At 62.1% G+C, this 18,249-nt stretch carries 20 protein-coding genes; 8 read left to right on the top strand and 12 right to left on the bottom strand.

The window, feature by feature from the left end; translation table 11 throughout:
• The first annotated feature begins 81 nt into the window (after positions 1-81).
• Both CK219_RS02470 and CK219_RS02465 read left to right on the top strand, forming a co-directional pair.
• Entirely contained in the window at positions 82-1,197 is a 1,116-nt protein-coding gene (locus tag CK219_RS02470; protein ID WP_095765157.1) for a sugar ABC transporter permease, read from the top strand.
• A gap of 8 nt (positions 1,198-1,205) precedes the next feature.
• On the top strand, positions 1,206-2,123 hold the full coding sequence (locus tag CK219_RS02465) for a carbohydrate ABC transporter permease (protein ID WP_095765156.1): 918 nt from the start codon (positions 1,206-1,208) through the stop codon (positions 2,121-2,123).
• A gap of 157 nt (positions 2,124-2,280) precedes the next feature.
• On the opposite strand, the gene CK219_RS02460 is transcribed toward CK219_RS02465, so the two are convergent.
• Both CK219_RS02460 and hxlB read right to left on the bottom strand, forming a co-directional pair.
• Positions 2,281-3,024, bottom strand: coding sequence for a creatininase family protein (locus tag CK219_RS02460; protein ID WP_095765155.1), 744 nt, complete (start codon positions 3,022-3,024; stop codon positions 2,281-2,283).
• A gap of 4 nt (positions 3,025-3,028) precedes the next feature.
• The gene (hxlB, locus tag CK219_RS02455) at positions 3,029-3,595 is read right to left on the bottom strand and encodes a 6-phospho-3-hexuloisomerase (RefSeq protein WP_095765154.1); all 567 of its coding nucleotides are present in this window, start codon (positions 3,593-3,595) and stop codon (positions 3,029-3,031) included.
• A gap of 184 nt (positions 3,596-3,779) precedes the next feature.
• Here hxlB and CK219_RS02450 point away from each other — a divergent pair, with 184 nt between their 5' ends.
• Positions 3,780-4,802, top strand: a complete 1,023-nt coding sequence (locus tag CK219_RS02450; protein WP_095765153.1) for an aldo/keto reductase — start codon at positions 3,780-3,782, stop codon at positions 4,800-4,802.
• A 73-nt stretch (positions 4,803-4,875) separates the two neighbouring features.
• Here the strand turns inward: CK219_RS02450 and hupB are convergent, their stop codons facing one another.
• The 4 genes from hupB to CK219_RS02430 all read right to left on the bottom strand — a co-directional run bounded on the left by hupB (position 4,876) and on the right by CK219_RS02430 (position 10,233).
• Positions 4,876-5,148 (bottom strand): DNA-binding protein HupB, encoded by a 273-nt coding sequence (gene hupB, locus CK219_RS02445; RefSeq protein WP_027166452.1) that lies wholly within the window; start codon positions 5,146-5,148, stop codon positions 4,876-4,878.
• Between the two features lie 196 nt (positions 5,149-5,344).
• On the bottom strand, positions 5,345-7,756 hold the full coding sequence (lon, locus tag CK219_RS02440) for an endopeptidase La (protein ID WP_095765586.1): 2,412 nt from the start codon (positions 7,754-7,756) through the stop codon (positions 5,345-5,347).
• Positions 7,757-8,031: 275 nt separating this feature from the next.
• Entirely contained in the window at positions 8,032-9,306 is a 1,275-nt protein-coding gene (gene clpX, locus CK219_RS02435) for an ATP-dependent Clp protease ATP-binding subunit ClpX (RefSeq protein WP_040981372.1), read from the bottom strand.
• Between the two features lie 291 nt (positions 9,307-9,597).
• Entirely contained in the window at positions 9,598-10,233 is a 636-nt protein-coding gene (locus tag CK219_RS02430) for an ATP-dependent Clp protease proteolytic subunit (protein ID WP_095765152.1), read from the bottom strand.
• A 345-nt stretch (positions 10,234-10,578) separates the two neighbouring features.
• Here CK219_RS02430 and CK219_RS02425 point away from each other — a divergent pair, with 345 nt between their 5' ends.
• The gene (locus tag CK219_RS02425) at positions 10,579-11,166 is read left to right on the top strand and encodes a hypothetical protein (RefSeq protein WP_095765151.1); all 588 of its coding nucleotides are present in this window, start codon (positions 10,579-10,581) and stop codon (positions 11,164-11,166) included.
• Positions 11,167-11,238: 72 nt separating this feature from the next.
• Here CK219_RS02425 and CK219_RS02420 read toward each other — a convergent pair whose 3' ends face one another.
• The 3 genes from CK219_RS02420 to CK219_RS02410 all read right to left on the bottom strand — a co-directional run bounded on the left by CK219_RS02420 (position 11,239) and on the right by CK219_RS02410 (position 13,286).
• Positions 11,239-11,442 carry a DUF3126 family protein gene (locus CK219_RS02420; RefSeq protein WP_027166457.1) on the bottom strand — a complete coding sequence of 68 codons (204 nt, stop codon included), beginning with the start codon at positions 11,440-11,442 and terminating at the stop codon, positions 11,239-11,241.
• 150 nt (positions 11,443-11,592) lie between these two features.
• Positions 11,593-12,441: a serine O-acetyltransferase gene (gene cysE, locus CK219_RS02415; protein WP_095765150.1), complete on the bottom strand. Its 849-nt coding sequence runs from the start codon at positions 12,439-12,441 to the stop codon at positions 11,593-11,595.
• 215 nt (positions 12,442-12,656) lie between these two features.
• A complete protein-coding gene (locus CK219_RS02410; RefSeq protein WP_095765585.1) occupies positions 12,657-13,286 on the bottom strand; it encodes a VOC family protein in 630 nt (209 codons plus the stop codon).
• 131 nt (positions 13,287-13,417) lie between these two features.
• On the opposite strand from CK219_RS02410, the gene CK219_RS02405 reads away from it, so the two are divergent.
• Both CK219_RS02405 and speB read left to right on the top strand, forming a co-directional pair.
• On the top strand, positions 13,418-14,023 hold the full coding sequence (locus CK219_RS02405; RefSeq protein ID WP_095765149.1) for a hypothetical protein: 606 nt from the start codon (positions 13,418-13,420) through the stop codon (positions 14,021-14,023).
• Between the two features lie 94 nt (positions 14,024-14,117).
• Positions 14,118-15,083 carry an agmatinase gene (gene speB / locus CK219_RS02400; protein ID WP_095765584.1) on the top strand — a complete coding sequence of 322 codons (966 nt, stop codon included), beginning with the start codon at positions 14,118-14,120 and terminating at the stop codon, positions 15,081-15,083.
• A gap of 44 nt (positions 15,084-15,127) precedes the next feature.
• On the opposite strand, the gene CK219_RS02395 is transcribed toward speB, so the two are convergent.
• The 3 genes from CK219_RS02395 to CK219_RS02385 form a co-directional block, all read right to left on the bottom strand.
• Complete coding sequence (locus CK219_RS02395; RefSeq protein WP_095765148.1) at positions 15,128-15,895, bottom strand: alpha/beta hydrolase; 768 nt, start codon at positions 15,893-15,895, stop codon at positions 15,128-15,130.
• A gap of 15 nt (positions 15,896-15,910) precedes the next feature.
• Positions 15,911-16,405: a DUF192 domain-containing protein gene (locus CK219_RS02390; protein WP_095765147.1), complete on the bottom strand. Its 495-nt coding sequence runs from the start codon at positions 16,403-16,405 to the stop codon at positions 15,911-15,913.
• Between the two features lie 114 nt (positions 16,406-16,519).
• Positions 16,520-17,113, bottom strand: a complete 594-nt coding sequence (locus CK219_RS02385; RefSeq protein ID WP_095765583.1) for a cold-shock protein — start codon at positions 17,111-17,113, stop codon at positions 16,520-16,522.
• 262 nt (positions 17,114-17,375) lie between these two features.
• On the opposite strand from CK219_RS02385, the gene gloA reads away from it, so the two are divergent.
• Positions 17,376-17,816, top strand: a complete 441-nt coding sequence (gloA, locus tag CK219_RS02380) for a lactoylglutathione lyase (RefSeq protein ID WP_095765146.1) — start codon at positions 17,376-17,378, stop codon at positions 17,814-17,816.
• Between the two features lie 114 nt (positions 17,817-17,930).
• Positions 17,931-18,218, top strand: a complete 288-nt coding sequence (locus tag CK219_RS02375) for a DUF2218 domain-containing protein (protein ID WP_095765145.1) — start codon at positions 17,931-17,933, stop codon at positions 18,216-18,218.
• Positions 18,219-18,249 lie beyond the last annotated feature (31 nt).

The raw sequence follows: 18,249 nt of genomic DNA, 5'->3' as shown, positions 1-18,249 counted from the left end.
CGTCCGGAATTGCGTAAAACAAAGAGATAGAGCGGTTCGCCGTTTCCGTGAAACGGTGAAGCGCTCTAGAAGGCGAGAGGCGTGGCTGAACAGACTTCGACCGTGAATGCGTGGCCGGCACATCCGGCCGACCTGATCCCGGCAGGCCGCAAGCGCCTCGGCTGGGGCCTGCTGGCCATTGCAACCCTTGGCCTGCTGGCGATCATCGTCGTGCAGATCCTCTACAAGGCCGAGATGTCCACGGTCGGTTTCGACACATGGCGTCCTGTGGTCTACGCCTACATCTTGTGGGGCGCAGCGCTTGGCGCCTGGCAGGTGCTGACGCGCGGCGAGGACGGGCAGCGCGCGCTGTTCCTTTTGCCGGCCCTGCTCTTCACCATCGCCATGGTGATCTTCCCGACGCTGTTCGGCTTCTACATCGCGCTGACCGACTGGAATCTCAGCTCTTTCAGCGGACGCAGGTTCAACGGCCTCGACAATTTCTGGCAGATGCTGGCCGACCCCTATTACCGCAACGCACTGTTGAACATGGTGCTCTATGTGCTTGCGGTGCTGGTCGAATATGTCATCGCCTTCGGCCTAGCGCTCCTGCTCAATGCGCAGATCCGCGCCCGCAAATTCTTCCGCGTCGTCTTCCTGCTGCCGCTGATGCTGTCGCCGGTCGCGGTGTCCTGGATGGTCGGCAAGTCGCTGATGGAGTACCGGTTCGGACCGGCGGCGACGCTGGCGCGTCATCTCGGCTGGGACAATCCCGCCTTCTTCTCCGATCCGATCACTGCCCGCATCTCGATCATGATGCTCGACGCCTGGACCTTCATCCCGTTCATGATGATCATGCTGCTGGCCGGCCTGCAGGCCATGTCGCGCGAGGTGCTGGAAGCCGCCCGCGTCGATGGCGCGACCGCATGGCAGACATTCTGGCAGGTGACCTTTCCGCTGATGCTGCCGGTATCGGTGACAGCCGTGATCCTGCGCATCATCTTCAAGCTAAAGCTTGCCGACATCATCATCACCCTGACCTCCGGCGGCCCTGGCGGCGCCACCGATTCCGTGTCGAGTTTCATCTATCGCGAGTACCGCGACCGCTCGAATGTCGGCTACGGCACCATGCTGGCCATGGCCTATCTGGTCATCATCGTCGTGTTCGTGACCTGGCTGCTGAAATTCGCCAGTCGCTTCGTGCGCAACGTCAACTGAGCGGCATCATGAGCGTCCAGACCACCGACTACACCGTTTCCGAAATCCGCTCGCCGGCGGCCTTCATCGCCAGCCGCGTCTTCATCTATGGCGCGCTTGCCTTTTGGGCATTCGTCTGCCTGTTCCCGATCTATTGGACGATCACCACTTCGTTCAAATCGGCGGTCGACGTCACGCAAGGTCATCTCATTCCCTTCGTCGACTTCACGCCTGACTGGAAGGGCTGGCGCTCGCTCGGCCTGTCGCCGGACTCGATCTCCCAGACCTCGACCGTGCGCGACGAATTCCTCAAACGCTTCATGAACTCGGTCATCACCTCGGTCGGCGCATCGAGCCTCGCCATCATCATCGGCAGCCTCGCCGCCTATGGCCTTGTCCGCTACCGCTACAAGTTCGCCTGGTTCAAGAACGAGGACATCTCCTTCTTCTTCCTGTCGCAGTTGATCCTGCCGCCGGTCGTTCTGGCGCTCCCCTTCCTGGTGCTCTACCGCGAAGTGGCCCTCCTTGATACGCGCATCGGGCTCGTGCTCCTCTACACGCTGATGGTGCTGCCGATCGTCATCTGGATCATGCGCGACCAGTTCAACTCGATACCCGTTGAATTGGAGGAGGCAGCCCTTGTCGACGGGCTGTCGATCTGGGGCGCCTTTTTCCGCATCGTCATGCCGATCGCGCTGCCCGGCATGGTCGCCGCCTTCATCCTGGCGATGGTGCTGTGCTGGAACGAGTATTTCTTCGCCGCCCTTCTGACATCGACCGATGCCAAGACCATCCCAGTTATGGTGGCGAGCCAGACCGGCTCGCAAGGCATCAACTGGTGGTCGATGGCGGCCTTGGCCACCGCCGCAATCACGCCGCTGGCCATCATCGGCATCGCGCTCGAGCGCTATCTGATCATGGGCATGACGGCCGGCTCGGTGAAGTAAGCGGGGCGCCTTTCCTTCTCCCCTTGTGGGAGAAGGTGGATCGGCGCGTTGGCGCCGAGACGGATGAGGGGTGCTCCAGCGGAGTGAGGCGTCTGCGTTCCCTGGAACACCCCTCATCCGTCTCGGCGACCCCTTCTCCCACAAGGAAGAATCACGCCTATCGCACCAGAATCGACCGCAAATGGTCGAGGATCATCGCGACGCCGATCTTGCCGAGGCCCGCCGAGGCTTCCACGGCACTTTTCGTGTACCAGCCGGTGTTGTCGGCCAAATGCTTCTCGTCCACCGCCTCCGGGCATAGCGCCAGCATCAGCGAGGTTTCGCCGATGCCGGCATGGTCGAACGGATATTTGCCGTTCATCGCGGCCGGCATCAGCGGATGCACCTGGACCCAGTTGAAGACATTCTCGCCCTGCGCATGGCCGGCATAGTAATCGGCCATCGCGTTCGAGCCCCACCAGCCCTCGCCGCGCTCCTTTTCGAGGAAGCGGAAGATTGCCTGCCGGCCGGCGGTCTTGAAGGCGAGATCGGTCGGCATGCCGGCCGCGAAATTCTCGGTCTGATGATGAATGATGGCGTGAATGTTGCGGAAGCCGACGCGCAGCAGCCCATAGAACAACTCCTCCGCGAAAGGCGAAAGCGCCGGGCCGCCGACCTGCACCGAGCCGCTGCCTTCCGGCGCCGCCACCGCATAGCTTGCCGCGCCGTAATAGAAGGGCGGCAGGATGACGATGTCCCTTTCCTTCTCGATCAGTTCGACCGTCTTGATCACCGCCAGCGTGTCCATGCCGACCGCCATGTGCTCGCCGTGATATTCGAGCACGCCGAGCGGCAGCACCACCGGCCAGTTCTCCTCGATCGCCTTGCGGATCTGGTGCGGCAGCATCAGTTCGTAGCGCATCTCCTTACTCCATGTTGGTGTGCCTGGCGCGCATCGCTTCCGGCGTCGCATTGGTCAGCGCCTGGAGCTTCAGCACCATGATTTCGAACAGAAGAAACAGCGCGCCTTCGAACAGCGAGCCCATCGGCAGCACCGAGCTTCTTGCCTCGCCCTGGTCGCTGGCCATCGTCTGCGCCGGGATGACGAGCGTGAAGTCGGCGAGCTTGGCGGCGCTGCTTGCCGGTTCTGCGGTCAAGAGCAGCACCTTCGCGCCGGCCTCGCGGGCAACCCGCATCAAGGTCAGCACCGTGGTGGTCTCGCCGGGACCTGAGCTCGCCAGGAACACATCCCCTTGCCCCAACGGCGGCGTGGTCATGTCGCCGACAACCGAGACCGGCAGGCCGAGATGGTAGAGCCGCATGGCGAAGCCCTTGACCTGCAGCGCCTCGCGGCCGCAACCATAGACGGCGATCCTGCCGGCGCCGGCAAGCATTTTGCAGGCGGCGTCGATGCGAGCTTCATCCGTGCGCGCCAGCACCGCGCCAAGCTCGTCCAGCGCGGTCGCGAACACCTCTGATCCGGCTTTGATCATGACGGCTCACCTTGCCTGCCGGGCGTCGCTTGCCTCTATGGAATTGCGGCTCGCGACCACGAAAGGCTTGTTTTTGTTCATGCTACCATTGCGAAAATCGCTGTCCAACGAGCCTCGGCACTTTTGCTGGGCCACGAGCGTGATAGTGTCATGTCAGACAAATCACTCCGGGACATCGTCAGACATGAAGACACGGCACTTCGACCGCATCGGCAATGGCGGCATCACCTTCACCGAGCTCGGCTTCGGCACCGCGCCGCTCGGCAATCTCTATCGCGCCATCTCCGACGAGGACGCCAATGCCACCTTGGAAGCGGCATGGGCGACCGGCTGCCGCTACTATGATACGGCGCCGCTCTATGGCCTCGGCCTGTCGGAAACCCGCCTCAACCCGTTTCTGCGCGGCAGGAAGCGCGACGACTATGTGCTGTCGAGCAAGGTCGGGCGCATCATGCGCGTCGCCCCGCCGGACCAGCGCACCGGCATTGGCAAGTTCTTCGAGACGCCGTCGCGCCGGGAAGTCTACGACTACTCCTATGATGGCGTCATGCGCTCCTTCGAGGCCTCGCTGGAACGCCTCGGGGTCGACCGTGTCGACATCCTCTTCGTCCACGACGTCGACATCTTTACCCACGGCAGCAAGGAAGCCTCCGATGCCCGCATCGAGGAGTTCATGTCGTCTGGCTATTACGGGCTGCTTTCGCTGCGCGACCAGGGCGTGATCAAGGCCTTTGGCGGCGGCATCAACGAGTGGCAGGTGGCACAGACCCTCGCCGAACGCGGCGATTTCGACCTGTTTCTGCTCGCCGGCCGCTACACGCTGCTCGAGCAGGAGGCGCTTGCCACCTTCCTGCCGCTTTGCCAGAAGCGCGGCATCGGCATCGTGCTGGGCGGCCCCTACAATTCCGGCGTGCTGGCGACCGGCCCGAAGCCCGGAGCCTTCTACAATTACAGCGAGGCGCCGAAGGAGATCCTGGATCGCGTGGCGCGCATCGAAGCCGTCTGCAAGCGCCACAACGTGCGCCTGATCGAGGCGGCGCTGCAGTTCCCGCTGCAGCATCCTTCGGTAGTGTCGGTGATCCCTGGCGGCCAGCGGCCGGCCGAAGTTGAAAGCAACCGCGCCCTGCTCGACACCAAAATACCTGCGGCGCTGTGGGCGGATTTGAAACAGGAAGGCCTGATGCGCGCCGACGCGCCAACGGCCTGAAACGGCCTGCGAACAGCCATAAAAAAGAAAAGCCGGGCTTGCCCGGCTTTTCTGTTCTTAAAAGAAAAAGGTCTTAGTTGACCGCGTCCTTGAGGCCCTTGCCGGCCGAGAACTTCGGCACGGTGCGCGCCGGAATCTTCACTTCCGCGCCGGTCTGCGGGTTGCGGCCGGTCGAAGCAGCGCGTTTTGACACGGTGAAATTTCCGAAGCCGACAAGCCGGACATCGCCGCCCTTCTTCAGTTCGCCAGTGATCACGGAGAACACCGCATCGACAGCGGACTGCGCATCAGCCTTCGAAATGCTTGCGGAGTCGGCGACGGCGGACACCAGTTCGTTCTTGTTCATAAAAATTCCCTTCCATGAGAAAACCGGAACTACGACTCATCCGGCAGGAGACGGACTTTAGAAAGAAGCGCTCCGGAACCCAAGCCGAAAACCGCGGAATTCCGGGCTTTTTTCCACTTTTTCGTGGCTTTTCACACGAAAAGAGCCGGGCTTGAAAGCCCGGCTCTCTCTTTGTGCGCTGCAATATTAGCAAATGCTAATGAGCAAGCGACTTTCCAGCATCGTCGCCGCTGTCGACCGGAGCCGGCGCATTGACCGGTTCGACCCACTCGATCGGCTCCGGCATCCTGGTCAGCGCGTGCGCGAGCACCTCGCCGACCCGCGAGACCGGGACGATCTCCATGCCGTTCTTCACATTGTCCGGAATCTCCGCCAGATCCTTGACGTTCTCTTCCGGGATCAGCACCTTCTTGATGCCGCCGCGCAGCGCCGCGAGCAGCTTCTCCTTCAGGCCGCCAATCGGCAGAATACGGCCGCGCAGCGTGATTTCGCCGGTCATCGCCACATCGGCGCGGACCGGAATACCCGTCAGCACCGACACGATGGCCGTGGCCATGGCCGCACCGGCAGACGGGCCGTCCTTCGGCGTGGCACCCTCCGGCAAATGCACGTGGATGTCGCGCTTGTCGAACAGCGGCGGCTCGATGCCGAAATCAATGGCGCGCGAGCGGACGTAGGACGCCGCCGCCGAGATCGATTCCTTCATCACGTCGCGCAGATTGCCGGTCACCGTCATGCGGCCCTTGCCGGGCATCATGACGCCTTCGACCGTCAGCAGCTCGCCGCCGACTTCCGTCCAGGCAAGACCCGTGACCACGCCGACCTGATCGTCGGCCTCGATCTGGCCGAAGCGGAAGCGCGGCACGCCGAGATAATCGGCGAGGTTGTCCGCCGTGATCTTCACCGTCTTCTTCTTGGTCCGCAGGATCTCGGTCACCGCCTTACGGCCGAGCTTCATCAGCTCGCGCTCCAGGCTGCGCACGCCGGCTTCCCGCGTGTAGGTCTGGATGATGCCGCGGATCGCGTCCTCGCCGACCGAGAATTCGTTCGGCTGCAGGGCATGGTCGCGGATCACCTTGGGCATCAGGTGACGCTTGGCGATCTCGATCTTCTCGTCCTCGGTGTAACCGGCGATACGGATGATCTCCATGCGGTCCATCAGAGGCGCAGGGATGTTCAGCGTGTTCGCGGTCGTCACGAACATCACGCTCGACAGGTCGTATTCGACCTCGAGGTAATGATCCATGAACGTCGAGTTCTGCTCCGGATCGAGCACTTCCAACAGGGCCGACGACGGATCGCCGCGGAAGTCCTGGCCCATCTTGTCGATCTCGTCGAGCAGGAAGAGCGGGTTGGACTTCTTGGCCTTCTTCATCGACTGGATGACCTTGCCGGGCATCGAGCCGATATAGGTCCGCCTATGGCCACGGATCTCGGCCTCGTCGCGCACGCCGCCGAGCGCCATGCGGATGAACTCGCGGCCGGTGGCCTTGGCGATCGACTTGCCGAGCGAGGTCTTGCCGACGCCGGGCGGGCCGACGAGGCACAGGATCGGCCCCTTCAGCTTCTTCTGGCGGCTCTGCACGGCGAGATACTCGACGATGCGTTCCTTGACCTTGTCGAGGCCGAAGTGATCGGCATCGAGCACGTCCTGCGCAAAGGCGAGGTCCTGCTTGACCTTGGAGTTCTTGCCCCACGGGATCGACAAGAGCCAATCGAGATAGTTGCGCACGACCGTCGATTCAGCCGACATCGGCGACATCGAGCGCAGCTTCTTCAACTCGGCCTCCGCCTTTTCGCGGGCCTCCTTGGAGAGCTTGGTCTTCTTGATGCGCGCCTCGATCTCGGCGGCCTCGTCGCGGCCGTCCTCGCCCTCGCCGAGCTCCTTCTGGATCGCCTTCATCTGCTCGTTGAGGTAGTACTCGCGCTGCGTCTTCTCCATCTGGCGCTTGACGCGCGAACGGATGCGCTTTTCCACCTGGAGCACGGAGATTTCGGCTTCCATGAAGCCCATCGCCTTCTCCAGACGCTCCTTGACGGAAAGCGTTGCAAGCATCTCCTGCTTCTCGGGGATCTTGATGGCGAGATGCGATGCAACCGTATCGGCGAGCTTGGAATAGTCGTCGATCTGGCTGGCGGCACCCACCACTTCGGGCGAGATCTTTTTGTTCAGCTTCACGTAATTCTCGAAGTCGGTGACGACCGAGCGGGCAAGCGCCTCGATTTCAACCTCTTCCTCTTCCGGCTCGGCGAGCGCCGTGGCGCGGGCCTCATGGAAATCGGCACGGTCGGTGAACGAGACGATCTTGGCGCGCGAGGCGCCCTCGACCAGCACCTTCACGGTGCCGTCGGGAAGCTTCAAAAGCTGCAGCACATTGGCGAGCGTGCCGATGTCGAAAATCGCACCGGGCTCAGGATCGTCGTCGGCTGCATTCATCTGGGTGGCAAGCAGGATCTGTTTTTCCTGACCCATCACCTCTTCCAGCGCCTTGATCGACTTTTCACGGCCCACGAAGAGCGGAACGATCATATGCGGGAACACGACGATATCGCGCAGTGGGAGGACTGCGAAAACGCCGTCGCCGGAAGCCTTGGATATCTTGGCCATTGTCCAACCTTTCATGTCGCGGCCGCTTATTTTAGCCAACCGCGAATCTCATATTAACGACCGAGCGTCGTTCCGCCTACCACCGTTTGTGACGGGAATTTTACAGCACAGAATTCGGCGCCTCGGCCTTCTGCTGTTAGGTGGATGTAACCGAGGCAAAGATCAAGGGTTAACACGGTCGTTCGAGCCCTTCCACTGCTCGCCTCCCCGCCCTTGACAGCAAAACGGCGCCACGCGGGCGCCGTTCCATGAAAATTGTCGGGCGCAGTGCCATTTCAGGCGCTGACATTGCCCTTCTTTTCCTTCTGCTCGGAGTAGATGTAGAGCGGCCGGGCGTTGCCGGACACCACCTCTTCCGAAATCACCACCTCGCGCACGCCTTCCAGCGCCGGAAGCTCGAACATGGTGTCGAGCAGGATCGCTTCCATGATGGAGCGCAGGCCGCGCGCGCCGGTCTTGCGCTCGATGGCGCGCTTGGCGATCGCCGACAGCGCGTTCTCGTGGAACGTCAAGTCGACATTCTCCATCTCGAACAGCCGCTGATATTGCTTGACCAGCGCGTTCTTCGGTTCGGTCAGGATCTGGATCAGCGCCGGCTCGTCGAGGTCTTCCAGCGTCGCCAGGACCGGCAGACGACCTACGAATTCCGGGATCAGGCCGAATTTCAGGAGATCCTCCGGCTCGACCTGGCGGAACAGGTCGCCGGTGCGCCGATCCTCGGGCGATGCCACGGTGGCGCCGAAGCCGATCGAGGTCTTGCGGCCGCGATCCGAGATGATCTTGTCCAGCCCCGCGAAGGCGCCGCCGCAGATGAACAGGATGTTGGCGGTGTCGACCTGCAGGAATTCCTGCTGCGGATGCTTGCGGCCGCCCTGCGGCGGCACGGAGGCGACCGTGCCCTCCATGATCTTCAGGAGCGCCTGCTGCACGCCCTCGCCCGACACGTCGCGGGTGATCGAGGGATTATCCGACTTGCGCGAGATCTTGTCGATTTCGTCGATATAGACGATGCCGCGCTGCGCCCGCTCGACATTGTAGTCGGCCGACTGCAACAGCTTCAGGATGATGTTCTCGACGTCCTCGCCGACATAGCCGGCCTCGGTCAGCGTCGTTGCGTCGGCCATGGTGAACGGCACGTCGATGATGCGGGCGAGCGTCTGCGCGAGAAGCGTCTTGCCGCAGCCGGTCGGGCCGATCAGAAGGATATTGGACTTGGCCAGCTCGACGTCGTTGTTCTTGCCGGCATGCGCCAGGCGCTTGTAGTGGTTGTGAACCGCCACCGACAGCACGCGCTTGGCATAGGGTTGGCCGATGACGTAGTCGTCGAGGACCTTGAGGATTTCCTGCGGTGTCGGCACGCCTTCGCGCGACTTCACCATCGAGGTCTTGTTCTCCTCGCGGATGATGTCCATGCACAGCTCGACGCATTCGTCGCAGATAAAGACCGTCGGCCCCGCGATCAGCTTGCGGACCTCGTGCTGGCTCTTGCCGCAAAACGAGCAGTAGAGGGTGTTCTTTGAATCACCGCCGCCGTTGCTGACCTTGCTCATTTTTCTGTCCTTTCACCGACGCCCGCCGACCGTCTGGCTTTGAGTGACGTCTTCACCAATCTATCGCGGGAATCCGCCACCGCCAGTGTCCCGGCTCACACAGCGCATTCCGTACGAAACACAAATCAGAAAACGCGGCAATGATTCGCAGCAACCCCACGCAAAGCTAAGCCGTCGAAAATCAACATAGCCTTAACGTAGGCAATCCCAACGCCTGAGGGAACAGCCAAATGTGGCCGAAATGCCGCAAGACCCGCCAAAACCGCGTTATGCTGCCATTTGCCGTCGAGGTCAGGCTGAAGCGGTGGCTGTCTCGACCGCCTCGCGGCTGGAAATGACCTTGTCGATCAGGCCGAAGTCCCTGGCCTCGTCCGCGGTCATGAAATGGTCGCGGTCGAGCGTCTTCTCGATCTCGTCATAGCTCTTGCCGGTATGCTTGACATAGACCTCGTTCAAGCGGCGCTTCAGCTTGATGATGTCCTGCGCATGACGTTCGATGTCCGAGGCTTGGCCCTGGAAGCCGCCGGACGGCTGATGGACCATGATCCGGGCGTTCGGCGTGGCAAAACGCATGTCCTTGTGGCCGGCGGTCAGAAGCAGCGAACCCATCGAGGCGGCCTGGCCGATGCAGAGCGTCGACACCGCCGGCTTGATGAACTGCATCGTGTCGTAGATCGCCATGCCCGAGGTGACGACGCCGCCCGGCGAATTGATATAGAGGTTGATTTCCTTCTTGGGGTTCTCCGCCTCGAGGAACAAAAGCTGTGCACAAACCAGCGTCGCCATCCCGTCCTCGACCGGACCGGTGATGAAGATGATGCGTTCCTTCAAGAGGCGCGAGAAAATGTCATAGGCACGCTCGCCGCGGTTGGTCTGCTCGACCACCATCGGAACGAGGTTCATGTAGGTTTCAACGGGGTTCTTCATGGACTACCCTTGTAGGAGATGGATTCCGGCACCTTGATATATCAGCAATCGCGCGGAATCGTTCTGGATTGGTTACGACCTAAATAGGATGCGGGCTCACCCTAGCGCAAGGCCGCCTCTCCTAGCCATCTGGTTAAGCCGAATCAAGCGCGGTAGGCCCGCGGAGCACGGGCGCGCTCTGGCCTGATGAGACGGGCCAGTCCCGGCCGGCCCCGTAATGCGCTCGCAAGGTAGCCATTCCTTAACCACGACGCTTAACGAAAAGCCTTGAAATCGCTGTCCGCCCGCGGAGCTTCCGTTACAGTCCTGCATTGTGAAGACATCCTTTTTCAACGGGGGAATGTCATGATCCGCAAAAGCTCCGCATCGCTGGCGGCAGTCGCGATGCTTGCCAGCGTCTGTGAAACCGCCGCAGGCGGCCGCGCGCTCGAATGCTACGAGCCGATCCACAGGCCGGCACTTTACGATACCCTCTACGAGGACGTGATGCTGAACCCTGGCGGACAGGTGGTCGACTACGACGCGCCGATTTACGGCACCTATCAAGGCGTGGAGCAGATCGCGCCGCCGCGCGTCACCTACGAGACCGCGCCGGCGGTCACACGCACGGTCTACCACACTGTCAAGGTCGACGATGGCGGCTATGCCTGGGAATGGCGCGTCATCCATGGCCGCAAGGTGCTGTGCAAGGTATGGCGAAAGGCCCGCTATGCGCGCGTCGCCGAGACGGTCGTGGTCCAGCCGGAGCGCGTCCGGCGCGTCGTTCAGCCGGCGGAATATGAAGCGGTTGCCCACGAAGTGCTGGTGCGGCCGCAACAAGTCCGCATCCGGGAAATCCCGCCGTCTTACGGGACGGTAGCGCGTAGGGTGGTGGTGCGGGAAAGTTCGACCAGCTGGCGGCGCGTACACATTCTGCGGCACTGCCAGGATTAGGCGGTACTCCGCCTGAGGATTGCAGCAGGCCGGGCGGCAGTGTCGCGCGCGCCGGCCGGAGCTGTCGCCGGCTCAGGCGAGGTCGATGTCGAGGATCGCCATCGAGAAATTGTAGTCGCCGTCGTCCTCGTCCTTGAAGACGATGCCGAGGAATTCGTCGCCGACATAGACTTCGGCCGAGTCTTCCTTGCGCGGACGCGCCTTCACCTGCAGCTTGGGATTCTGGAAGACGCGCTTGAAATAGGCGTCCAGCTTTCTGATTTCGTCAGGCTTCAAAAGACTTCTCCGAAATGTCGGCTTAATTCATGGGAACGCGCTTCTGACACGCCGACGATGGCGATGTAAAGGCAAGCCGACAGGATAACACGTGACAACCGGCACTTGAAAACCGTGGCCGGATTCCGGTCACCAAGCGGGCTGACAGTCTCAGATGTCGAAGCTGACCACGTGGTCCATGCTCTGCGACGGCAGGAGCTGGTCCATCTGTCGCGAGGGCTGGTCGCAGCCGGTTTCCCCCACGACCCGCGCCGGCACGCCGGCGACCGTCTTGTTGTGCGGCACGGGCGACAGCACCACCGAACCGGCGGCAATCTTCGAGCAATGACCGACCTCGATATTGCCGAGAATCTTGGCGCCGGCGCCGATCAGCACGCCGCGGCGGATCTTCGGATGACGGTCGCCATTGGCCTTGCCGGTGCCGCCCAGCGTCACGCCGTGCAGGATCGACACGTCATCCTCGATGACCGCCGTCTCGCCGACGACCAGCCCGGTGGCGTGATCGATAAAGATACCCTTGCCGATGCGAGCGGCCGGGTTGATATCGGTCTGGAACACCGACGACGACCTGCTCTGCAGGTAGAGCGCGAAGTCCCGGCGGCCATGGTTCCACAGCCAGTGCGCCAGACGATGCGTCTGGATGGCGTGAAAACCTTTGAAATAGAGCACCGGCATGATGAAACGGTCGCAGGCCGGGTCGCGATCGTAATAGGCCTGGATGTCGACGCGCACCGTCGTGCTCCAGTCAGGATCGTCGTCCAGCATGGCTTTGAAGGTCTGGCGGATGAGATCAGAGCCGATATCCTGGTGGTCGAGGCGCTCGGCAAGCCGGTGGATCACCGCTTCTTCCAGGCTCTCCTGGTTGAGGATCGTCGAATAGAGGAAGGCCGCCAGCAACGGATCGCGGTTCACCGCCTCCATCGCTTCGTCGCGGATCGACCGCCAGATCGGATCGACCGGCTGCACCCTGCTGGGGCGGGCAATCGTAATGCTGTTCATCGACGCTCTCCGGCCTTCCTCATTCTCCGGCGGCACATATAGGCCACATCATAGCACGGTTGAACTCAATTTTCCTTAGTGCTTTGTCAAATGGACCTGGTTCACGCAAATTCAAGCGGCGATGGAAAACGAACCCTTGATCGGGAGCGCATTCGAAATCGCCTCGATTGTCGTCTCCCCAAACGTAGGAAACGGTCACAGTCCGGCGTCAGACCTCACTGCGGCAATGCCGTTCCGGCCTGTTCCGCCACCATGTAAGCGGCGTACCAGTCGGGCCAGTTCTTGTCGTACTGTCCGCCAGCGCGTTTCTCATGTTCGCCGTGTGCCGCCGCGGCCCGCCGCAGCGCGGCCGCAAGTTCCGGGGATGAAGTGAACGTCGTGTCACCCGCATCGACGCGCCCGGGCAAGCGCTGGGTGATCTCCTGCAGCAGCCAGCCATTGCCGTCCGGATCGCTGAATGTGACGAACGAGGAATAGCTGCGCCCCTCCGGATGCCGGCCTTTGATCGGCGGCTGGCCGGGGCCGTTGCGGTGGAAGATGTCGCTTGCCTCGACGCCACGCGCCACGAGTTCAGCCCGGGCCGCTTCAATATCGGACACGATCAGATAAAGCACTTTCGCCGAACCAGGCGCGGCCGATGTGAGGCCCGTGCCGAAATGGATCGAACATGGCGAACCCGGCGGCGTGAACTGCACGACTCGGAACGCGTCGCCGACCACGAAGTCAGCATCGAGCCTCCAGCCCAAGCCGGCATAGAAGCCCTTGGCTCGATCGACATCGGCAACCGGGATGACGACCGCCTCCAATTTCATGTCGATCGTGCCAGGTTTCGTCCCGCCGGTCATGTCACGCTCCTTGGGTTCGATCTCGGCAGCTTCCCTCCGTCGCGCATTTTGGTCAATCGGATACATATGCTCTTGAAGCCGGCGGCGACTTGCGTTGTCCTGCCAGCGTTAGCCGCCCGGAAAAATTCGTCATGGAAAAAGAGACGCTGATCGATGTTGCGCTGAAAGCCGAGCTTTGCGCCCTCTATCAGGCCGGGGACCGGCACTATCACAACCTCGCCCATATCGAGGCCATGCTGGCGCTGGCTGAAGAATACCGAGACCTGCTCGACGACCCGGGCGCCATCGAAGCGGCGATCTGGTTTCATGACGCGATCTATGACAGCCGCGCCAAGGACAATGAGGCAAAAAGCGCAGACCTGGCCGAGAAAAAGCTTGCCGGGCGCGTCGATCCTCATCGCCTCGCCCGCATAGCGGCGATGATCAACGCCACCGCCACCCATCAATTGCCGCCTTTGCGCGACGAGGGCGCGCTCAACGATGCGGCCCTTTTGCTCGACATGGATCTGGCGATCCTCGGCGCCGGACCGGCGGTGTTCGATGCTTATGAGAAGGCGGTCCGGCTGGAATATGGCTGGGTGGAGGAGCCGATGTGGCACGCCGGCCGCTCGGCCGTCCTGAAGAGTTTCCTCGCCCGTCCGCACATTTTCCATACGACCGAGTTCCGGGATCGGTTCGAGGCGCAGGCCAGGGAAAATCTCAGCCATTCATTGCAGGCCCTGCAAGACCAGCCCTGATAGGCCCATACTCACGCAGGGCTTTGCCTCTATGCCCAAATTCAAGGCCCTGCGATCGCTATCGAACGTGAACCGCTCTGGGATGGCCGCCACCATGGAAAACAGCTTCCACCAACCCGTCGACGCAGCGCAGGTGCCGCGCTTTGCCGGGCTTTCCACTTTCATGCGGCTGCCAGCCGTGCCGGGCGCGAAGGGGCTCGACATCGCCCTTGTCGGAATTCCATGGGACGGCGGCACGACCAACCGGGCCGGCGCCCGCCACGGTCCGCGCGAAATCAGGAACCAGTCGAGCCTGATGCGCCGGGTCCACCATGTCTCGGGAACCGAACCGTTCTCCATCGCCAATATTGCCGATGTCGGCGACGTCTCGGTCAACCCGATCAACCTGCTCGATGGGTTGAAGCGCATCGAGGACGGCATTGCGGCGATCGTAGCGGACGGTGCCCTGCCGCTCGCCGCGGGCGGCGACCACCCGACGACGCTGCCGGTGCTGCGCGCCGTGGCCCGCAAGGCGCCTGTCGGCATGGTTCACTTCGATGCGCATTCCGACACCAATGACCGCTATTTCGGCGACAATCCCTACACGCACGGAACGCCTTTCCGCCGCGCGATCGAGGAGGGGCTGCTCGACCCGAAGCGGATTGTCCAGATCGGGATCAGAGGCTCGATCTATGAACCGGGCGAACACGATTGGGCGACCGCTCAGGGCGTGCGTATCATCTATATGGAAGAATTCGTCCGGCGCGGCGTCGCTTCGGTCATGCAGGAAGCGCGCGATCTAGTCGGCAACAGCCCGACCTATGTGACGTTCGACATCGATTGCATCGACCCGTCCATGGCTCCCGGCACCGGCACGCCGGAGATCGGCGGTTTCACGACACGCGAGGCGCAGGAGTTGGTTCGATTGTTGGACGGATTGAATTTCGTCGGCGCCGATGTCGTCGAGGTCGCGCCTCCGTTCGACGTCGGCGGCATGACGGCGCTGGCCGGCGCGACGATGATGTTCGAGCTGCTGTGCGTCATGGCGAGGTCCCTCGCCGACAGGAGGGCGCAGGGCTAGCGCGACGAGCAGATCGACCATTTGTCAGCCCAGCAGCGCCGCGCTCAGAGCGGGTTTTCGGCGTAGAACTCGAGCACGCGCTGCTTGAAGCTCTTGTCGCCGACGGCAAGCATGTGGTCGCGTCCCTCGATGTGAAAGGCCCTGGCGTTAGGCATGAGGGCGGCAAGCTCGTCCGGCGAGCCGCCGATGTCATCTTTGGTGCCGACGGCGATCAGTGTCGGCTGGGCGATGCGGGCCATGTCATCCTCGCTCAGCAACTCGCGCGACTTTGCGATGCAAGCCGCAAGCGCACGACGGTCGCTGCGCGTCTGATCTGCGAAAGCACGAAAGGAGCGGCCGCGCGGATGGGTGGTGGCGGCGGGATCCTCCGCCAGCAGGGCCGCCGCGATCGGATCCCAGTCGCCAACGCCGTCGATCATGCCGATGCCGAGGCCGCCGAACACCAGCGTCGCCACCTTCTGCGGATCGGAGAGCGCCAGGAAAGCCGAAACGCGCGCGCCCATCGAATAACCCATGACATGCGCGCGCTCGATGCCGAGATTATCAAGCAGCGCGGCCGCATCGGACGCCATCTTGGCCGGTGTGTAATCGGCCTCGTCATAGCTCTTCGACGACGAGCCATGGCCGCGATGGTCGAAAGCGATCGCCCGGTAGCCGGCGTCATTCAGCGTCTTGAACCAGCCCGGCGAGACCCAGTTGACGTAGTGGCTCGAGGCAAAGCCATGGATCATCAGCACCGGGTCGCCCTGCCCCGAGGCCGGCTGGCGATCGAGATAGGCAAGTTCGAAACCGTCATGGGCAAAGAACTGCATCGGCAGATTTGCTTTTCAGTTGGCGCCAGTACCGATAGCCGGGTGGCGCAACAGATCGCCTTCCTTGATGCCGTCCCTGGCGGCTGTGCCGGCCTTGAGCTCAAGCACGAAGCGCACGGGTTGTCCCGGCGAGATGATCGCCTCGGATTCGGGCTCGCCGCGCTTGATGGCTTTGATCCTGCCATCCTCACCGATGAAGATCAGGTCGAGCGCCATCGGCGTGTTCTTCATCCAGAAGTCCACCTCGTCCGTTCTTTCAAAGACGAACAACATGCCGTGATCGTCTGCCATGGTCTGGCGAAACATCAGTCCCGCCTCGCGTTCGGCGGAGGTATCGGCGATCTCGATGGAGAAGGAATGCTCGCCCGAACCGGTCGACACCACAAGCGGCGTCCGGTCGATCGGCAGCAGCATCGCATCCGCCGAACTTGGCTTCGCAGCGATGAAACAGGCGGCGAAAACGATCGCGGCGCAGAATATGCCCGCAGTCAGCCAATTGCGATGAACCATGCGTACCTCGTCCAGACGCTCGTCCTAACCCATGATCCGGACAAGTGGAACCGGTTTTCGGACAAGATGGTCGCGCCGCGGCAAAGGGGCTTTTCGAGTTGCGTCGAGAAGCCCTCAATGCGAGACCGACAAGGTACCCATATCGGGGTGGATTTCGGCGGCCATAAGGCCTTTGTCGCCGCGTCCGAAGCGAACGAGCACGACTTGGCCGGGCCGGAGCTCGGTTATGCCGTAGCGCCGCAGCGTCTCCATGTGGACGAAGATGTCTTCCGTCCCCTCGCCTCGCGTCAGGAAGCCGAAACCCTTGGTGCGGTTGAACCACTTGACCAAGGCTCGCTCTAGGCCGCTCTCCGGGTTGACGGTGACGTGTGTGCGCTGTTCCTGCTCTGCCGGGTGGACGGCCGTCGAAGCATCCATGGAAAGGACGCGGAAAGCCTGCAAGCCGCGCTCGCCCTGTTTTACCAGGCAGACGACCCGCGCGCCCTCGAGCGCCGTCTGGAAACCGTCCCTTCGAAGACATGTCACATGGAGGAGAATATCACCCGAGACGCCGTCGTCCGGAAGAATGAAGCCGTAGCCCTTGGCCACGTCGAACCATTTGATAGCGCCGGCGATTTCGACAAGCTCGGCGGAGTCGCCGCCATTGTCCCGTTGCAAGGCGTCGTCAAGGCTTCCGTCCCGCCTCGTGAAAGAGGCTTTTTCCCCCATAAGAATGCCCCCTTTTTTCCAACTGAACTGCAACTGATTCTTGCCAAGAGATTAACACTGCGGCTTCCGGGGTGTGCAAGGGCTGACGTGCCTTTTTTCACCGTTCAGCACCGGAAAGGCTGAAATGTCCTTTGCCGGCGCTTCCGGAAGCCGAAATCGCAGGGCCTGAAGTCGACCGTGCCGCCGCTATTGTCGGACGATTGCCCTTTCCCAGGACGGCTCCTATGGTGCGTTCCAACCCCAACACTTTGAGGAAGCCGCCATGCGCTATCTGCACACAATGGTCCGCGTCGCCGACATCGACCAGTCGCTCGATTTCTACTGCAACAAGCTCGGCCTCAAGGAGGTGCGCCGCTACGAGAACGAGCAGGGCCGCTACACGTTGATCTTCCTCGCCGCGCCGGAAGACGAGCAAAGCGGCATCCATGAGAAGGCGCCGCTGATCGAATTGACCTACAATTGGGACCCGGAGGACTATAAGGGCGGCCGCAATTTCGGCCACCTCGCCTATGAGGTCGACGACATCTACGCAACCTGCCAGAAGCTGATGGACAATGGCGTGACCATCAATCGTCCGCCGCGCGACGGCAACATGGCTTTTGTCCGCTCGCCGGACGGCATCTCGATCGAGCTGCTGCAGAAAGGCCCGGCCAAGGCGAAGGCCGAACCATGGGCCTCGATGCCGAACACGGGCGTCTGGTAAATCCACCCCGATTTGACCGGGGGCAGCTAGCGTTTCGCCCGGTGCTGCCTATCTATCCGCAATTGGCGCCAGCCTCATTCAGGCTGGCGTCTCTTCATCCGCCAGGAGAATTTCATGCTGACCAGCCGCGCCGATGTCGCCACCGAACATGCCAGCCGCTACCTGCAGCAGCTCTGCAAGCACTGGTCGCATAAATTCCCGGTCGAGTTCGACCCGCAGCACGGCGCCATCCAACTCTCGATCGGCCGCACCGTGATGGATGCCGACGATCAGGCGCTGCACATCGCTGTGGCCGCCGACGATGAAGCGTCGCTGGAGCGGCTGGAGAGCGTGGTCGCCGACCATATCAAGCGCTTCGCCTTTCGCGAGGAACTAAGCTTCGATTGGCAAAAGGCTGCCTGAGCCGGAGCAATTCCGGGAAAAGTGCCTCGGA

It is taken from the genome of Mesorhizobium sp. WSM4313, from assembly GCF_002294725.1.
Lineage (GTDB): Bacteria > Pseudomonadota > Alphaproteobacteria > Rhizobiales > Rhizobiaceae > Mesorhizobium.
The sequence above is the reverse complement of the archived record's forward strand: the minus strand, read 5'-3'. Positions and strand labels throughout refer to the sequence as shown.